The organism is Paenibacillus daejeonensis DSM 15491 (genome assembly GCF_000378385.1).
Classification (GTDB): Bacteria; Bacillota; Bacilli; order Paenibacillales; family Paenibacillaceae; genus Paenibacillus_D; species Paenibacillus_D daejeonensis.
This window is the reverse complement of record NZ_KB899687.1, coordinates 1-19,527: the sequence shown is the minus strand read 5'-3', so window position 1 is coordinate 19,527 and position 19,527 is coordinate 1. Positions and strand designations below refer to the sequence as shown.

Annotated in this window: 11 protein-coding genes and 1 pseudogene; 3 read left to right on the top strand and 9 right to left on the bottom strand. The window is 53.4% G+C overall.

What is annotated here, in order from left to right; translation table 11 throughout:
• The first annotated feature begins 6 nt into the window (after positions 1–6).
• Both F556_RS37520 and F556_RS36845 read left to right on the top strand, forming a co-directional pair.
• Positions 7–444, top strand: coding sequence for a sensor histidine kinase (locus F556_RS37520; protein WP_051108820.1), 438 nt, complete (start codon positions 7–9; stop codon positions 442–444).
• The gene (locus tag F556_RS36845) at positions 437–2,344 is read left to right on the top strand and encodes a response regulator (RefSeq protein WP_020621190.1); all 1,908 of its coding nucleotides are present in this window, start codon (positions 437–439) and stop codon (positions 2,342–2,344) included. The genes F556_RS37520 and F556_RS36845 overlap by 8 nt, the downstream gene beginning before the upstream one ends.
• Positions 2,345–3,368: 1,024 nt before the next feature.
• On the opposite strand, the gene F556_RS0132510 is transcribed toward F556_RS36845, so the two are convergent.
• The 9 genes from F556_RS0132510 to F556_RS0132460 form a co-directional block, all read right to left on the bottom strand.
• Positions 3,369–5,585, bottom strand: coding sequence for a helix-turn-helix domain-containing protein (locus F556_RS0132510; RefSeq protein ID WP_020621188.1), 2,217 nt, complete (start codon positions 5,583–5,585; stop codon positions 3,369–3,371).
• Positions 5,586–5,611: 26 nt separating this feature from the next.
• Positions 5,612–7,234 carry an extracellular solute-binding protein gene (locus F556_RS35915; protein WP_020621187.1) on the bottom strand — a complete coding sequence of 541 codons (1,623 nt, stop codon included), beginning with the start codon at positions 7,232–7,234 and terminating at the stop codon, positions 5,612–5,614.
• Between the two features lie 151 nt (positions 7,235–7,385).
• Entirely contained in the window at positions 7,386–8,963 is a 1,578-nt protein-coding gene (locus F556_RS35910; protein ID WP_020621186.1) for an extracellular solute-binding protein, read from the bottom strand.
• A 54-nt stretch (positions 8,964–9,017) separates the two neighbouring features.
• Positions 9,018–9,875, bottom strand: coding sequence for a carbohydrate ABC transporter permease (locus F556_RS0132495; RefSeq protein WP_020621185.1), 858 nt, complete (start codon positions 9,873–9,875; stop codon positions 9,018–9,020).
• On the bottom strand, positions 9,875–10,834 hold the full coding sequence (locus tag F556_RS0132490) for an ABC transporter permease (protein WP_157273051.1): 960 nt from the start codon (positions 10,832–10,834) through the stop codon (positions 9,875–9,877). Before F556_RS0132490 ends, F556_RS0132495 begins: the two co-directional genes overlap by 1 nt.
• A gap of 1,094 nt (positions 10,835–11,928) precedes the next feature.
• Positions 11,929–12,942, bottom strand: coding sequence for an S-layer homology domain-containing protein (locus F556_RS0132475; RefSeq protein ID WP_169447664.1), 1,014 nt, complete (start codon positions 12,940–12,942; stop codon positions 11,929–11,931).
• 30 nt (positions 12,943–12,972) lie between these two features.
• Complete coding sequence (locus tag F556_RS35905; protein ID WP_020621180.1) at positions 12,973–16,557, bottom strand: carbohydrate-binding protein; 3,585 nt, start codon at positions 16,555–16,557, stop codon at positions 12,973–12,975.
• Positions 16,558–16,813: 256 nt separating this feature from the next.
• The gene (locus F556_RS0132465) at positions 16,814–17,755 is read right to left on the bottom strand and encodes a DUF1861 family protein (protein WP_020621179.1); all 942 of its coding nucleotides are present in this window, start codon (positions 17,753–17,755) and stop codon (positions 16,814–16,816) included.
• Positions 17,739–18,872: a glycoside hydrolase family 130 protein gene (locus tag F556_RS0132460; protein ID WP_020621178.1), complete on the bottom strand. Its 1,134-nt coding sequence runs from the start codon at positions 18,870–18,872 to the stop codon at positions 17,739–17,741. Before F556_RS0132460 ends, F556_RS0132465 begins: the two co-directional genes overlap by 17 nt.
• Before the next feature lie 455 nt (positions 18,873–19,327).
• Here F556_RS0132460 and F556_RS38675 point away from each other — a divergent pair.
• Positions 19,328–19,527: pseudogene (locus F556_RS38675) on the top strand (transposase); the annotation flags it as partial.

Below are 19,527 nucleotides of genomic sequence, written 5' to 3'. Positions count from 1 at the left end.
CTTGGGTTGGTACGAAACTATCTGGTGATCCAACAGCTCCGTCAACAGATCGAATACGAAATTCGAGTACCGGACGAGCTGCTGGATCTGCCCCTGCCCCGCTTGGCCCTGCAGCCGCTGGTGGAGAATGCGATCATTCACGGCTTGGAGCTGCTCGAGGATACGACGGGGCGGATTCTGATCAGCGGCTTCGTCTTCCGGGAAGAATCCGTGCATCTGACGGTGGAGGACAATGGCATTGGCATGGATGAGACGGCCTTGGAAGAGCTGCGGCACAAGTCAACCGAATCACTGACAGAGGAGATGGGCTGCGGGGTCTGGAATGTCCATCAGCGCATGATCTATACGTACGGCGGCCAGTCGGGCCTGATCATGAGCCGCTCCATTCTGGGGGGACTCAAGGCTGAGCTGGTGATGTACAAGAATGGAGGATCTCATGTTTGAGCTGCTAATTGTGGATAATGAGAAGTTTGTCGTCGAAAATCTGGCCCTGACCTACCCGTGGCCGGACCTGCGCATCGGCACGGTGCACAAGGCCTACTCAGCCAAAGAAGCGCTGGCGATCATCCAGGCCAGGACAATCCATGTCGTCATCTCGGATATCCGGATGCCTGGCATGGACGGGTTGGAGCTGATTGACAAGATTCGCGAGCTGTCGCCACGCACCAAGTGCCTGCTGCTATCGGGATATTCTGATTTTCAGTACGCCCAGCGTGCGGTGTCATCGCAGGTGGAATCCTACCTGCTCAAGCCGGTCAAAGAGGAAGAGCTGCTGGGGACGGTGCGGGGCATTATTGAACAGATCGAGTCGGAGTGGCAGGCGGTCGTCTCCAGCCAGCGCACGCTCTACACCCTGAACGAGCATCTGCCACTATTGCGGGGGACGCTGTTGAACGAGCTGCTGCACGGCAGCTCCGTCTCGCTGCCCGTGCTGCGCAAGAAACTGGAAACGTACCGGCTCTCGGTGGCGCCGATGCAGCGGTTTGCCATGCTGCTGGTACGGCTGGAGGGCGGCTTCTCTGGCTACGATGACCATAGTCGGTCACTGCTGGAGTTCGCTATCGCCAACATTAGCGAGGAAGTATTCGGTCCGCATTTTGCCCTCTGGCAGGGCAAGGATATGCACGGTAATCTGGTCTTTGTCATTACCGAACGGGAAGCGGCTGCCGGGCCGGGTGGGAGGAATGAGGAGCTGAGCGGGTCCAGTACGAGCGCGGCGAGTATCGGTTTGGGCGGGACGAGTGCCAGTCCGGGCGGAGCGAGTGCAGGTTTGAGCGGGGTGAGTGCCAGTCCGGGCGGAGCGAGTGCAGGTTTGAGCGCGGCGAGTGCCAGTCCGGGCGGGGTCAGTGCAGGTTTGAGCGGGGTGAGTGCTAGTCCGGGCGGGGTGGATGCAGGTTTGAGCGGGATGAGTGCCACTCCGGGCGGGGTGGATGCAGAGCCTGGCGGAGCGGAAGGCCAGCGGATTCGGACCATGCTGGAGAAATATACGTTGCAGGTGCAGGAGAACGTCGCTGCCTACCTCAAAGCCGGCATCACCGCCTTAATCAGCGACTGGGGCGTCTTCCCCACCGATATTTACACGTTGTATCAGAAGTCGGTCGCGCTGCTCCGCAGTCATCCCGAGTGCGCTGATGGCTTCTTCATTAACGGTATCAGCGCTGTGCCGACAGAAGAGCTGCAGCCATTGCGTTCCGTACAGGAGCCGCCTCTACTCATGCATCTGTTGGAGGCCGGACGCTGGGAAGCGGCAGAGTACAAGCTGGGCGAGATCATCGAGGAAGTCCGGGGCAAGCAGAGTCACGTAGCCGAATACCACAAGGTGGTTGCACTGCTGATCAGCTTCTCCACGGCCAGTATGATTCATAAACAGGGCCAGACGCTGTCCGAATTCTCGGCGGCCGTCCTAGAGGATCCCAGCCACAAGATCTATCGGAGCCTCGACAGCCTTCACGAGTGGGGACTCTCGGCGATCCGGGCCATCCGTGACAGTGCGGTCAAGGACGCCAAGGGCAGTCCACGCGCCATTATCCAGCGGATCACCCAGTTCGTCCAGGAGCACTTGGAGCACGACGTCTCGCTGCAGACGATCGCTGACCACGTCTACCTCCATCCAGCCTACATTAGCAAAATCTACAAACTGGAAACGGGTGAAGGTTTGAGCGACTACATCTATCGGCTGCGTATGGAGAAAGCCGCACACCTGCTGAGCCAGACGAACGCCAGAGTACAGGACATCGGCCGCATGATCGGCTACCAGAATCCCTCCCACTTCTCCCGCGTCTTCCGCAAATACTACGAGCTCTCTCCCGAAGACTACCGTGAGAACACAAGCGTCCGGCCATGAGCCGGACGTAAGGGGTAGTTGTGATGGGGATACGGAAGCCGGAGGTATGGACTTGCGAGGTGCCGTGACCCAACAGGCGGCGGGGCTGCACATATAGAAAGTTTACTTGGAGGTAGCTCCGACGGGTCCGGCGGGGGCTGCAAGTACAGAAACTTTACTTAGAGAAGGCCGAGACCCAACAGACGACGCTCCAACGAAAAAAACTCTACTTAGAGGCGGCTGAGACCCACCAGACGACGCTCCAACGAAAGAAACTTTACTTAGAGGCGGCCGAGCCCCACCAAACGACGCTCCAACGAAAGAAACTTTACTTAGAGACGGCTGAGACCCAACGAGCGGCGCTCCAACGAAAGAAACTTTACTTAGAGACGGCCGGGACCCAACAGACGACGCTCCAACGAAAGAAACTTTACTTAGAGGCGGCCGGGACCCAACAGACGGCGCTCCAACGAAAGAAACTTTACTTAGAGAAGGCCGAGACCCAACAGACGACGCTCCAACGAAAAAAACTCTACTTAGAGGCGGCTGAGACCCACCAGACGACGCTCCAACGAAAGAAACTTTACTTAGAGGCGGCCGAGCCCCACCAAACGACGCTCCAACGAAAGAAACTTTACTTAGAGACGGCTGAGACCCAACGAGCGGCGCTCCAACGAAAGAAACTTTACTTAGAGACGGCCGGGACCCAACAGACGACGCTCCAACGAAAGAAACTTTACTTAGAGGCGGCCGGGACCCAACAGACGGCGCTCCAACGAAAGAAACTTTACTTAGGAGGCGACTGCGGCGCGGCGCAGTTGGCAGCCGGGCAGGCGGCGCTGCTGGCAGTCCATCAGGCCGGCGACACAGCTGGGGCGCAGCTGTTAGCCCAGCGGTCGTACGGCGTGGCGTGTCTGGGGGCGGCGCACCTGGGACGCGACAGGCCCCTGCGGCATAGCGGATGACGTGGCCTGAGACGCAGCGGAGACCGCGGCCTGCCCCGGCAGCTGCTCAGCTGCCGGGGGAGCCGACGGCGCTCCAGCCCTCATTTATCGTTCCGATTCCGATAGCCGCCCGGGGTCATGCCGACGACTTTTTTGAAGACGCGATTGAATGAGACGGCGTGGACATAACCGACCTGGGCAGCAATGTCGGGGATCAGATCATCCGTGGAGAGCAGCAGGCGCTTCGCTTGCTCGACCCGCACGTCGGTCAGATAGTTCACAAACTTGACCCCGAGCTGTTCCTTGAAGATAAAGCTAATGTACTTGGGGTTGGTATGGAATACCTCCCCCAGATGCGTCAATGAAATATCGGGGTTAGTATAGTGCTCATCAATATAGGAGCGAATCTGCTCGACGATGGGCGCGTATTGCTTGGCCTCACGCGATGCTCGGAGCTGCGCTTCAAAGGAACAGAGTGCTGCCAGAAATGACGTTCTCACTTTATCCAAACTCTCGAATTCGGCAAACGCATCATTCATGATCGGCATCGTTTCCTTCTTCCACAAGTGCAAATACTCCTCCGGCAGCTCCATCATCTCACGATAGAAGGTATTCAGTAGCAAATTCACGATCGTAATCGTATCATCCTTGCTCATATTGCCTACCCGCAATGCACGGAACAGTTCATTGAACACGTCCTCCCACTGCGGTTCCCCCATACGGTACATTCGGGTGACTTCACGGATTTCGACCAAGAATTCATGGATCGGCGCATGCAGCGCATCATTGATGACCTGCTCATAGACGATGACCTGATTGGCCCCGCTAATAATTTTCTTCTCCAGCGCTTCCTCCGCCTGTCCGTAGGCGACGAGAATATGCTCGGACGCATCCACACTATTGCCCAAGCCAATCGTGACCGTATACTTCAAATGCTGCTGTACCCATTCGCGATACCGCTCGAGCATGTCGATCACAACCGAGGTATGGTCAGGATTATCGTCCAGAAACAAAATGCCCATATGACTGCCTTCCAGCCATTCCACCCAGATGGACAACTTCACGGAAGCTGCCATTTCCCTGGCGACATTCCCCATAGCAAACTTAAGCAGATTTTTGTCGCGCTGATGATACTCTGTGCTAAATTGTGAATAGTGGTCAATTTCCACCAAAGCAATACGAAAGCCGTTCGATCCCGAAGGCAGGTGAAAATGCTCCAGCTCTGCTCGCCATTCCTCCGTTTTCACGATGCGATTCCCTTGCAGGACATCATGAAAAAACACGCGTCGGCGCAGCATCAAATCTTCTTCATGCGTTTTCTCGTAGTCAATCGATTGCTGAATTAAATTGTCGATAGCCACCTCAATAATTTGCAATTCATGATTGCTTTTTGATGGAAGCCCGTCATTTTTTAGCAGCGTTACGGCTTTCAATCGATTCATGATCGTCCCGATCGGCTTGTAATTCATCCGGATCGCGAATATGAACCAGAGTGTTCCAACGACAATCGAGAGTATCCCCACGGATACGCTGGTGATAATCGTGTTATCTGAATAATCAGCGAACTTGAAGGGTGCGCTGCCACTGCGAATGGTCCAATTGGTGTAACTCGACTGAAGCTCTGTGAGCACCTTCAGGTTCTGCTCTGTGGGCTGGGGATAGAACGCTTGGCCCCCGGTATCATACAATTCAATCAGGCTCACATTTGAACTCGAGCTTGGTTTGAGAATCGGCTCCAAGGAAGCAACTTTCACATTCACAACCAATAGACCCAGCTCCCCATTAGTGAACGGAACTCTCTTGACCAAGGAAACCACCTTCTCCGTCCTTCCCTGAAACGATGGATCATGATACATGCGGGGATTCGTCCACGTCTCGGTCTCATTGCTCTCCAATTGCTCCTGTAGAAACTCGGCATCGGTAAAGGTGGTCAAGGGGATTCGAAGGGTATTGGTCAGGACAATATCGTCCGTCTTGCGATAGAGGTAGACCGAATGGATAAATGGGTTAATAATGGTCCAGCTGCGTATCGTTTCCGAGGCTTCACTCTCCTCCTGTACTCTGTTCTTGCCCGCATAGAAATATCGGATTAACTTGGCATTATTACTCAGATCCTTAATGACAAGATTATCGATATCTTGCAAGGAATAATCCACCAGCTGCAACAGACGCTCGGTCGCCAGCTCATTGACTTGCTCCGTGGATTGCTTGGCCATCTCCGTCAGCGAGAAGAAGGTGATATAGGCCAGAAATGAGGTGATTAAGAGAAAGATCGGCACGTAAGAGATCAGTTGTCGGACAAACCAGCGTTGATTCATGAGATCCCCTCTTCACGTTGTGATGGTCAGCGGATGGAATAGTATTCGTCGGTTAGGATCACACGGTCTTGTTGGTCGGTAAACCATGCGTCATAGTACGCATCGACCTTCTCGCCGCCTGCTTCGATCCAGGCCTGCTGCGCATCCTGCATGGCTTGATCCACCGAATAGAGAGGATCCGTAATAACTCGATAATAGATCGCGGTTAACGCTGCTGCCCCGTCCGCATTAGCCAACTGAAGCTCCTGCGACAAGGTCGGCCAGTTCCAGATTGGAAAGGCAAACTCCCTGTCTGGATTCAGAGCATGCTGCTCCGCTTCCGCCTCTAGCGACATATATTTGTGGTCGATCTCATAGCCGCTATTCAAGGAGGCTGCCAACGAATTGCATTCCCCGAGAATCACACGTGCGGAGAGCATGTACAGGTCAAGCGTCCACGACAGCTCACGCGTGTACTTCTCCGAATTCATATACTGATAACAGCCCTGTTCATTGCGCTGATGATGCTCGCCCTCCATCCCATATCGCAGAGTCGTCAAGACCTCCTTGGAATACATGAAATCCAGGTATTGAATGACGGCCTCAGGATTAGCTGCCTGCTTGTTAATGGCTCCAACGAATTGCACAGGCGCTTTTGCCAGCGGATTGAAGTGTCCGAAGGGGCCCTCAGGCAGCGGAATGGCAATCAGGTCGGCGGTTGGCACTTCCTTCTTGAGCCTTTGCAGGAGCGGATAGACGTCCTCGATGCCGCTGCTTGCCCAATACATGCCCAGCTTTCCGGTGACAAAATCCAGCTTCGCTTTTTCCCCATCTTTATCTGTCAGAAAATCAGGATCGATCACGCCGCTTTGGTACAGCTGTTTCTCATAAGCCAGCGCAGCCTTGGCCTGGTCCCACGCACGTACCACATGGCCCTCTTCCACGACATAGCCCACATTGCGGAACATCATATCTAGTGGGCGAATGCCTCCTGCGATTTTGCCATCCAATAAGGGTCCCAGTCCTGTAAAATTAATGCCTAGCGTATCCTGTAGTCCGTTCTTGTCCGGATCCTTATATGTAAACGCCTTCAAAACCTCGAGTAGCTCAAGCTCTGTCCGCGGTACAGCCAAGTTTAACGCCTGCAGCCAATCGTTACGGATCACTAATGCATGATTAGTCTTCAAGCCCGTAATTTGCGCAAGCAAATACATGTTACCATCCGATTCAGTAGCCAATTTACGGACTAACGGGTAATCCTCCAGCAGCTTCTTATACTCTGTACTATAGCGGTCGATCAGATCTCCAATGGGGATGACTTGCTCGTCGGATACCAATTGGGATAGAAAAGAGGAGTCATAGTCTATGATTAAATCCGGCGCATTCCCTGACCCGAACAAAATGTTGTACTTCTGAACTGAATCGCCCCGCGGTATGGGAACAAATTTCACCTTCACCGGACTATGCTCATTAATCCAACGCGTCCATCGATTATTCTCGACCGTGCCTTCTTCCGCTGGAATATTGCCCCGGTCGTAGATGCCTACCGTAATTTCTGGTCGCTCGATTTCCTCAGATAATTGCTGGTTTAGCGGTGCGCAAGACGTTAGCAATACGATAGTCAGGATAGTAATAATCACGAGCCTGCTCGGAGTCATTGATGATTTCATCCTGCTCCCCCTCCTGTCGCACCCCATTTTAGCAGAATCGAAATGTAAGAAACAATACACTTTTTGTCGAATGAACTTCTATTTTCGAAAAAAAAGAACAGGGATCATTCGAACGTGTCGAGGCTGATCCCTATTCGATTCTCAAGTATCCTTAGCCTCCAGCCAAGGCGGCTTCATATTCTTTGGCAATCGTCTCTCCACCGGAGCTCCACCATTTGTCCATTTCTTTCTTCCACTGCGCCTCATCGATGCGTCCCATTACAAATTTCACGTCCGCATCCTTGATGATTTGCTCCAGCTCTACTCCTCGCTCGGTGAAGGTATCGGAGATCAAGGGATTCGCCGGGTTATTGACGACATAGTTTTTGTTGTTCTCTGTCACTTCCAGCTCTTTCAAGAGCAGCGGGTTCACATTGCCTTCGGTTTTGATGGGCTCCAGATCCACGGCGCGCATCGGCCATTTGTAAGGGAAGCCAACCTCGTTATCGAACGCTTCTTGATCGACCATTTCATATTTTCCATCCACGATCTTGGAGTGCTCACCCTCAATGCCCCAGGACAGAAGATCCGCCATTTCCTGATCGGCCAGCTGGTCAAAATACGTAAGAATTCGCTTCAAGTCATCCTCTGTCTTCACGCTTGTTTTCGGAAACATCAGGATGCCGTTGGAGCCCATGGCGCCAGCAACAAATTCCCCTTTGTCTGTACCCAGAATGCTAAAGAAGCTCACCTTCGCATCTGGAACCGTAGCCATAACTCGCGCTTCGTAGGAGAGCGCTACATTCGTTGTATTGTAGATGACTCCTGCCTTGCTGTTCTCAAATTCGCCTTCCATTTGCGGACGGTCCATAATCGAGAAATCCGGGTGGATGAGCTGCTCATCATACAAGCGTTTTTGGAACTTGAGGCCCTCCAGATATTCGGGCTTGAATACATCGCGAACAAAGCTGCCATCCTCCACGCTCCATACGTTCGGCGCGCCCATGAACACAGCATACGCCTGTGGTTCTGGACCAGAGCCACCGATGGCGCCCATACTCATGCCGTACGTATCATCCTTGCCGTTGCCATCCGGATCTTGCTCCTTGAAGGCCTTCAGCATGGTGTAGAATTCCTCAAGTGTCTTGGGCTCTTCCAGTCCTACCTTCGCTAGCCAATCTGCGCGGTAGATGAAGGCATTCCGGGCAATCGGACGCTCGCGCGGAAGACCATAGACTTTGCCGTCATAAGCGACATTTTCAAAAATCGTATCATTCAGCTTGGACAGGTTAGGGAACTCCTGAATATAAGGCGAGATATCCCAGAACACATCATTTTTGAAGGCAGATAATAAGTAAGATTGCTTCGGCGCGCCGTAGCTAGCCACGACCATCGGCATATCGCCAGAGGCGATCAAGACCGACAGTTTATCCTGGTATTGTGCTCCCGGCGTATACTGCAACTCGAGCGACGTATTGGTGTACTCCTCGATGGCCTTCTGCACAGGGTTATCCGGCTTCGGAATATCCTTCCCATCGAAATTCAGCGACATCGTAATCTTGAACGGTTGCTCTGGCTCCGTAACGTCAGGCTTCTGCTCGGTATTCGTAGATGGAGCAGGCGGATCATTGGTTGTTCCCCCGGTTGTCGGCGTATTTGTCGATGAGCATCCCGAACCAATGAGCGTCATTGCGAGCAGAATCGATATGGACACCTGACCCCGTTTTTTCCCAAGCTTTGTTCTCACCATGCTGTTTCTAACCTCCTCATAATGGTTGAATCCTATATGGAGACTCCAGGCTCGTTAACCCTTAACCGAACCCAGAAGGACACCCTTGGCGAAATGTTTCTGCAAAAAGGGATACACACACAAGATCGGAACCGTCGAAACGATAATGACGGCCATGCGGACGGATTGACCATAGAACGATACATTCTCGCCCATGGAAGCCGAGTCGCCAATACTCCCGGATGCCTGAACCACCACCTGCTGCAGCAGCACCTGGACCGGCCACTTGTTGGAATCATTGATATAGATAATGGCGCTGAAATATTGGTTCCATAAGCCCACGGCGTAGAACAGTCCAAACGCTGCCATCGCGGGCAGGGATAAGGGCAGCACGACACGGAAGAAAATCCCCACCTCATGACAACCGTCGATCTCTGCCGCTTCCTTCAGTTCGTCCGGGACGTTCTGGAAGAAGTCCTTCATCACGATGAGATAGAATCCGCTCAGCAAGCCCGGAATCATCAATGCCCAGTAGGTATCAATCATGCCCACGGCACGGACGACAAAGTAGGTCGGGATCATGCCCCCGCTGAACAAGATGGTGAACAGCACTAGCATGAGCACCGGTTGACGACCAGGCACCTTGCGATTGGAAAGGGCGTAGGCCATGAACGAGGTGACAACCAGACTGAGGACGGAGCCCAGCACGGTGATGTAAATGCTGACGCCCATACTGCGGATAAACTTGTCGGTCGATAGAATGTAACGGTAGGCATCCAATGTAAATTCCGTCGGAAATACGGTCTCGTTCGCGGAAAACGAATTGACGAGCACATAGATAAATGGAAGAATCGCAAATGCGGATGCCAGACCCAAAATCGTGTAAATCAGAATATCGGCCAGCCGTGATAAAAAGCCCTCATGAATTGGCATCAGTAAATTCCCTCTTCTCCGAATTTCTTGGCAAGCTTATTCGCCAGCCACACCAGTACAAGACCGATGACCGACTTGAACAATCCAACAGCCGCACTGTAGCTGAACTGGCCCTGCTGAATCCCCACGCGGAACACGTAGGTATCGAACACTTCGCCAACCTCCCGGTTGAGCGGGTTCAGCATCAGGTAGATCTGCTCAAAGCCCAGATCCATGAAATTCCCCAGCCGCAGGATCAGCAGAATAATGATGACACTGCGAATCGAAGGAAGCGTGATATGCCACATCATCCGCATCCGAGATGCCCCGTCGATTTTGGCCGCTTCGTACAGACTCATATTGACCCCGGCAAGCGCCGCCAGCAGAATAATCGTGCCCCAGCCGCCATCCTTCCAGATAATCTGCAGCATAATGATGGGCCGAAACCAATCCGTGCTATATAAGAAATCGATCCGCCCTTGCCCGATCAGCTGGCCCGCTTGATTGATCAGGCCTTCCGACCCCATCAGCAGATAGGTAATGCCAGCGACGACAACCCAAGAGAGAAAATGCGGAATATAGACGAGCGTTTGAACGAATCGCTTATAGGTTTCATGGCGAACCTCGTTTAGTATCAGAGCCAATACAATCGTAATAGGAAAGTAAATGGCTAGGTTGTAAAAGGCCAGGAGAAAGGTATTGCGGAACAGCTTCCAGAAATCGACGGATTGGAACAGCCGCTCAAAATGCTTAAAGCCGACCCAATCACTCTTCAACATCCCCAGTGAAGGCTGATAATCCTGAAAGGACATGAGCACGCCCCACATCGGCGCGATCTTGAAGATCAGAAAATAAAGAATGCCCGGGATCATAAAGACGTAATACCATCTTGCTTTCCATGCCCTTTTTCGTAAGGAGGAGCTTGGGAAGGGGGCTTTGCCGGGTGTCCCCTTCTCTACTGCTATTGCTCCAGTTTTCATCCAACCGTCACCTCGAATCTGTAGTCTTGCTTGCATTGAGGTCATTGTATAGGCCGCAGCCGCAGCGAATCCAGAGACATGTTTCTGCCCAGATACAGAATTCAATGGACACCCGAATCCGCATCAGACATACATAAATCAAGAACAATCCTTTTTCTATTGTGTGGGCGCGCAGGCTGCGCGGAAGGAATAGGGAACGTTGGGAGCGTGCGGAGGTTACTGTGGGTGCGAGGTGGTTGTGGAGGAAATAGAGGAACAAAAGTGCGTTACAGCTGACGGATGGTGGTTGTGCGAGGAAATAGAGGAAGAATGGTGCGTTACAGCGGGCGGCAGTTGGGGGTTCGAGTAAATAGAGGAAGAAAAGTGCGTTGCAGCGGGCTGATGGTGGTCTGATGTGCAAATAGAGGAAGATTGGTGCGTTACAGCTGGCTGATGGTGGTGGGTGCCGTGTACGCGGTGACTATGCTCGAGAGATATGCGGTGTATGGGCTCAGATGTGGGTACGAACTCGATTTTTCATATACATTTAACGAAAATGACGCCAAAAACCTAAATAAACTCGAAATTTCATATACATTCAGCGATTTTCACTATTTTTCCTGAAATAAGCTTGAAATTTCATATTCGTTAGACTGTAGCTTAGAGCGTCGGGTGGTTTAGTGGAGCTCTAGAGGAATAAAAGTCCGTTACAGCGGGCGCGTGGCGGGGATGCGAGCAAATAGAGGAATAAAAGTCCGTTACAGTGGGCGCGTGGCGGGGATGCGAGCAAATAGAGGAACAAATGTCCGTTACAGCGGGCGCGTGGCGGGGATGCGAGCAAATAGAGGAACAAATGTCCGTTACAGTAGGCGCGTGGCAGGATGCGAGCAAATAGAGGAACAAATGTCCGTTACAGTAGGCGCGTGGCGGGGATGCGAGCAAATAGAGGAACAAATGTCCGTTACAGCGGGCGCGTGGCGGGGATGCGAGCAAATAGAGGAACAAATGTCCGTTACAGCGGGCGCGTGGCGGGGATGCGAGCAAACCAAGAACCAGCTACTCCAAACCAGGTAAAGAAAAAGAAGAGGACCGGATCGGCCCCCTTCTTCCTCACGTTACTGCTGCTGCGTCATGTATTCGTATAGCTTCAAGATGAGCGTCACCGCTTCTGCGCGGGTGGCGTTGGCCTGCGGAACGAACTGATTATTCCCCCGGCCCTGCACGAATCCCAGGTCCACCGCCTCCGCGATGGATGGGTGTGCCCACGCTGGAATCTGGTTCGCATCGGCAAAGCTGGTCGTCTTGGCCGGGTCATCCACCTCTCCCAGCGTCCGCATGACCATCACAGCCAGCTCAGCACGGGTAATCTGTCTCGCCGCACGGAACGTTAGATCTTCGTAGCCAGTGACAATGCCCGCTGCAACGGCTGCTGTGATCTCCGGCACGGCCCAAGCCGGAATCTCTGACAGATCCGCGAACTCGAGCGGTTGGCCCTCCACTAACGACATCGGAATCGCGCGGACGAGCATCGCCGTAAACTCGGCTCTGGTAATGAAGGCCTGCGGCCGGAAGGTCCCGTCCGGGTAACCGTCCACCAGACCAAGTGTCGCTGCCTTCATTATATTGTTCTCCGCCCAATGCCCGGCAATGTCAGGGAACACTTCAATTTCCACAACCTGCTGAGTAACCTCCACGTCCATTCGAGCGTCGGTTGTAGGCTCCGTAGCCTGAACAGCTGAATTGACCAGCTTGACTCGTTTGAGCTCGATTGGCGCCTTGCCTGCTGCAATTGTTGTAAACGTTAGCTCAGCCAGCTGCACCTTACCATTTTCTCCATTGACTCGGCCAACCTTCGTATGAGCAAAGACCAGCCTGTCGTCTTCCTCGTGCGCCGGGACGGAGAATCCCGCGATGGCCGTTGTGGCGCGTTCAAACTTCAACCTGCTCTTGTCATACGTGAACTGAATTTCAAAGCCGTACATATCCTTCAGATGATCGCCCGTAATGGTGACCCGCACCTCTTGCCCTACTTCGGAGCTTGTTGCAGATGCACTGATTGCAAACACAGGCTGGGGGTCTGCTGCAGCGACTAGTGTACTAAAGGATAGAAGCATTATCAAACTCAGCATACTTGCGATAGCTCTCTTCATCATCATCGTTTACTCCTGCCAATCAAAAATCATGCGGGCGACCAGAACGAGATCGACAATATCAATGACACCGTCATTGTTAAGATCGGATGTCTTCACCGCATCCCAATCCGGATCTGCTGACGTTTTGCCATAAGATTTCGCTACCAATGCCAGATCGCCAACACTGATCCGATTATCTTGATTGAAATCGCCAGGAATATGGATAATGACCAATGCTTTGAAGGTATCTACAGCCTGCCGCAGCTCAGTAGCTGCTTGATTCAGCTGAGCTTGAGAGGATGAAGGATTGTCGGCGATTGCAATGGCTTTGTCAATAGCTGCTTGCAGTGTCGCTTTGGAGCCCACTGGATATTGACCGACCAATCGGCCTTCTGTTGCACTATCATGCAGCTCTTGCGCTTCCTCGATGAGCGCTGCCAGTGTCTCCTTCTGAATGGCGACCACATGCAGACTGTGCGAGGCTCCCGCAATGGCAAGCTCCACAGCATCGCTGTCTGCCAGCAACACATCCGAAGCCGTAATCTGCACATCGCCAGATGTCGCATCCCGCTTGGCTTTGAATTGGAGCTTCATCAGCTCTCCCTCAGGTGCAGTCTGCCGCTCTCCCAGGAAGACGTTGAGGATTCGGATTACACCCGGCTGCTCATCATCGTAATCAACGACAAGCAATTCGTCATCCAGTGAGACCGGCGCTACGAACTCCAGCTTGTGATGATCGTAGGTGACCGTTGTATCTAATGCAAGCGCGCTTCCTTCATAATGAGCCAGACCGTAGGTCAGATCAAAGGCATCACCTGCGGTTACAGTTGCCGGACCAGTCAGGGCAGTTCCTGCATGTGCATCCGGCACAAAGGCTTCCAACAACGAGGCAGCCTTGGCATCCACTGTTGCTTGCGTGGCCTCTGGACTGGCAGCCAATACCCAGCCTTCATCGATCAGAAGCAGAAGGGCCCGCCATTCCTCTTCGGAATAGTTTTCTCTGACCGGGGTCTTCGATAATAGCGTAATCAGTTCAGCCTTATCAACATATGGGACTAGTGCAACTTCATCGAGATACAGCGTACTTGTCTCCGAGTCGCTGAATACAATTTTGAGTGTTGCAAAATCAACGGCTGGTGCTTCATACGTAAAGATCGCGTCCACTTGGGACCATCTCATCGCTTCCAGATTGCTCCGTTCAGCGACCGTAGTGGTCGAGACGACTTTGCCATCGGCATCAAGCGCTACGAGTTGGATCGTTCCTTTTGCATCCTTGGTGGTAGGCATAAAGAAACCATTCACTTTGTATTTTGCACCTGGCGTAAGCTTGCCGGTAATGACCTGGGACGCCCCATTGACTGGCTCTTCCCGGTTCGCAATACTGATGGAATAGGCCGTCGTTTGATTCGCTGCTGTAACAGGGGCCGAGTAGTTTTGAACGTTGGTACGCTCAAGTGTCGTCCCGGATGTACCGTATGCCCGCTCCCACGATGTTCCCGGTACAGCTTCGAAGCTGCCATTGACCAGAAGCGAAGCGGAAGGATGAACCGTCTGGTTGAATTCAAAGCGGTCAATGTTGAATAGGGCGTTGTCTTTGCCTCGGAATACCATATAGACGTCACGGATACCATACGCCGCATTATCTCCCGTATCGACTTGGATGGAATAAGCCTGATACTGCTCTCCGTTACGATTGCCCGGAACCGTGAAGGTCCCTACAATTTTGCCCGTCTTGGGATCATCAACACGAACCTCAATGATGCCGCCGTTCAGAGAGGCTAGAATCGCGTTCATCCCCAGAATGTGACGTCTGACAATGCCGCCATTCGCCGAACCGTCTGCAAAATTCACATTGGCAAACCGGATGTAGTCTCCGTTCCCTACCCCAGACAAGGCGCTGCCTTCGCCACGAGGAACGGTGCTGAATTCAGCCGATGCGCCATCATGATCCTCCGCCTCCAGTGTGGAGAAGATATCCCGCATGTGATTCAGGCCGGGGAGGTTATTCTCTTTCTCAGGAACAAAGGTAATGACACTATTCGATGGAAGCTTCGCCGTGAAAGCGCCTTCTACAATCTCAATTGGGTCCAAGCGCTTTTGGTTCTCGCTGGCCGTGGTGCGATAACCGACGACGGCTTTTGTGCCGGCCGGGAAGTCATTCAGTTGGAATGTGATCTCCTGCTCGGTTGCTCCGCTGTTTACGGCAACAATGGAAAATTCATTATTGACCGGATTTTTATAAGCTGTAATATTCGTGCCTGTCACTGGAACCCGGGTTGCGCCAATCCGGACATCATTGGGTTTAACAAACCGCGAGAAGTTCCCAAAGGTATAGAACCGCTTGAACACCCGGTATTCGCCTGTGACGGTTGAGCCGTTACCCTGCGGGGAACCCGTATGTGCCAGTCGAATGAGATCGGAGCCGTCGGAGCCGTTATTGGCCATCGGCCACCACCAGATGAAGGCACTGAAGGCAGGATCGCTTGTAAACATATGGGTCAGCAGATTTCCCCAATAGACGCCATCGGTAATGGTCTGGTTGGCATACGTCTGGGTGTTCACATTGGCAGAGGAATTGCTGTTCTGCGTCATGTACTCCGTCTGCCATAACGTGAAGTTTCTCAGGAATTCAGGATAGTTTCCTCCTGTACCTGTGGAGGTCATCGGACCGTTATTGAAGCTGGAGGTCCCGTAGAGATGCGTCGAGAAGACATCGATATATTGACTGGAGGCCGGGTCCTCCAGCATCGAACGGAAGAAGTTGACGGAGGCACCCAGGTTGGTCCCCTCGGGAGCTACGATTTTTGGAGGATCTACATTCAGTGCGGCGAATGCTCCTTCATCGATCGTCTTTTTGAGAGTAGGGCCTAAGTAATTTTGCATAAAATCCTTGTACTCTGCTGCTGTAATTACGAAACCGGAGTAAGAAGCATGCGCCGCCTCCGATTCATTAGCCGGTCCGATATGCGTAATTGGAATCCCGAACTCCCGCTTGTAGCCCAGTGCATATTGAACCAGATAATCCGCATAGTTCTGATAATGCTCGGGTCTCAGCTTCGCTCCATTCTGACCGAGCACACTATTGTTGGTTTTCATCCAATACGGAGGGGTCCAGGCATTCGCATAAAAGGTTTCCACGCCGTAGGCCATGGCTTCTTTCATAATCCAGACCTGGGCGGAGTCGAAGTCAGCTTTCTTGGATTCCCAATCCGGTTGATCCCAGACAAAGCCGCCATCCTTCTCCGGCCAGATAGAGTCACTCGGACCGTCGTAGAAACGATTGCCCCATTCGGCCTTGGTCTCCGGGTTGATGATGCCCCCATCTCCAATGATGACCCGAACAATTTCAAGCCCAATGCCTTTCTCATCGCTGAACATCAGATCCAGCAATTCTCTGCCCCGTACGGGGTCCTCGTCATAGATTTGCTTGATCCCATCTGCCTTGTTGAAGGCATACGCGCCTCCAAGACCATCCATTACCTGCTTTTCGTCCTTCCAATCAATTACGCTGACTGTTGTGGCCGCTTCAACTTCAGGTGCAGGCAGCCAGCCCGCAATCAAGGCAAGACTGAGACACAGACCCATGACCCGATTCCGATTCTTTTTGAACAACGCCTATCGCTCCCCTGCTAAGGATTAACTACACTCGTAGCGTAGCAAAGCGAAAAGTTGACGTATACAGACATTAATCGCTAAGCAATCAATTCTACTATGCACCCTTTCCTAACGATATTTTTACACCTGACAAACAAATTTCTGGTACAAACATATTTCTTACCGCTCGGTCTCACACCCTAGCATAGCCCCAAGAAAAAGGCACAGCCCGCTCGGTTAAGAGTTGACTGTGCCTTTGGTTTTGTTCAGCGGTTCACTTCTCGTATTTCAAAAACGGATCCGGGATGCGCAGCACCTGCGCCTCGGCATCGCTGGTGCCAGCGTAGAGCTCGGCCGTGCCGTCCCCGCGCCGCTTCAGACCACCGCTGAACACGACGTCCACCAGGTCGGGACGCTTGGTCGGGCCCGGCTGAAAATCCTGCCGCTCCGCGATGATCTCCATCGGCGTGTTGATCCCCGTCCCCGGTTCAACTGCGAACACCATAGGGTAATAGTGGCGGTTCCCCGATTCGTCAAAGCTGGCGATATGCCCGAGTACGCCCAGCTTGCCATTGGCCAGCCGGTGGATCTCGTTGGCGCCGCCCCACTCCTCGATAATGAACTGGTCGAATACCGGTGCCTCATCTACCGCTTCAATGGATAACTCCGCCAAACTGCCCACTTCCGTGTAGCCGATCTGTCCCCGGCCGCCCTTGGCGCCCTGTGGTCGGGTGAATACGCCGATTCGGCCGCCATCCAGTTCGACGATTCGCAGATCCTTCATGAAGTCCGGCCCTTGAAAGAACGGCTTGAGCTGCGCGATGGTTGCTCCCTTCATCATCACTGTGCGCCAGCCGAGATGGCCCGCACGCTCCGGGTGTGGGAATGTCTGCACCCCCCCGACGACCAGTTCGTCGCCAATGCGAGTGAAGAAGGGGTCCTGCAGGGCAAACACCGGCGCTCCGGGACGCGGCTCCCATACCTCGCCCCGCTGCACGAAGAAATGAATCTCCGACATTTCACTATCCCGTTCTTCCACGCGTCCAGGGATGACCCATTCCCCATCATCCTTAATGGGTCCTGCAATATTATAAACGTCTTTGCCGTGCACCCCGACCATCTGCAGCTTGGCAGCCTCCAGCGGCTTGCCGCCCTCACTCCGATAATCCGCGAGCAGTTCCTCTACCGTCTGCAATTCACTAGCTGTCTGTCGCATCCGATTCATCCAGTCCTTTCTGTCGAGTCTGGTGTAGTTGTTCCATCACTTCCTTGAGGCTGAACGACACCGCCGCCATCGTGTCGTCCGAAGCGCCGTAGTACATGATGATCTCATCACCTTTCACGACTGCACCGCAGGCGAAGACCACGTTAGCGAAAAACCCGCTCGTCTCATATTCCGCCTCCGGCACCATGAGCGGTTGCTCCATTCGGGCCAGGACACGGTCGGGCTGTTCCAGGTCCAATAAAGCCGCTCCCATGGCATAATTATGCTGATCATCCGCGCCGTGATACAGAATCAGCCAGCCTTCTTCGGTTTTAATCGGTACGCATCCGGCACCGATTCGGGCGCTGTCCCACAGGCCCGTCCGCAGGCCCATCTGGAAACGGTGATCACCCCAGTGGATCAGGTCTGGCGAGGCGGCCACCCACATCTCCGGCGAACCCAGTCCCTCCGGCACCGGGCGGTGCAGCATCCAGTACTTGCCGCCGATCTTCTCCGGGAAGATGGCCACGTCCTTGTTGGTCGGAGCCAGGATCAGCCCCTCCCGCTTATACGTCTGCAGATCGGGACTGCTCATCAAGCCGACGGCCACACCTTTTTCCGAGACGGCGCTATAGGTGATATAGTACTTGTCCTCTATCAGAGTAACACGCGGGTCCTCAATGCCCCACGCCTCCATCCGACCTTCCGGCAGCACCGTCGGCGACGGATCAACCTCAAATTGTATGCCATCCCGACTGCGTGCGACCCGCAGATGCGAGATCGAGGTCAGATACAAGGTATTACCCTCCTGGTCACTGACGACACGCGGATCGCTGAAGTCTAGCGCGGCATCCTCCCGGTCCAGTGCCACAATCGTCATCGGCTGCGCCTGACGCTCTTCGGCTGTGCCTTCGGTATTCAAAACGGGGATGAGGACATGCTGCGGATCCGTCTGCTGCGGCCGTTCTGCGACCCGCAGCAACATGACGGTCTCTCCCTGCACCTGGTGCACACCAGCGTTGAAGACGCCCAGCACCTCCCAGTCCGGATAGGACGGGGTGACGTCCTTCGGAGCGATGAGCGGATTCGCGGCAGCGCGCACTAGCTTAATGCTCTGTTCTGTAGTCAATATGGCTCCTCCTATCTAATACATTGTCTGACAGCCACGCGTGGTGCCGAGGGGCGTGGCGCGGTAGTACGGCTCGGTGCCACTCGGTGCCACTCGGTGACAATCCACGTGCTGAAAGGCGTGGCCCGTAAGCCGGGGTTACCTCGTTCCCACTCGGCGATAATCCACGCGCCGAAGCGTGGGAGCGGCGCGGGCGTGGCGCCCTAATCCGCTCGCCGAGGGCGTGGCGCGGGGCTGTCGCTCTAACGGCCACAGTGGCGCTTATTTCCTCATTTTTGCAGCGCTCCCACTTCTAACGGCCATGAGTGCGCTTATTATAGTGAAAACACGAGAAATTAGGTCCCAATAGGTGCAATAGCGGCTTATATGTGACTGTCGATTTAATGTGAATAACTGCAAGCAAGAGTCTCATTCGCTATAATAGAGAAAAATCACCAACTTAGGAGTGAAGCTCAATGAAAACGAGTGTCCGTTACAAAACCTTTGACCAACTAAGCATTGCAGATCATATGGTCTATTCGAGGTTACCCCGGCACCCGTTTTGGAGCGCGATCGAAGAAAAGATTGATTTCACCTTTGCTGATGCACTATGCGCTTTTCTCTACTCAGGGCGTGGACAGCATCCCTACGCCCCTTCGTTGAAACTCAAAATTCA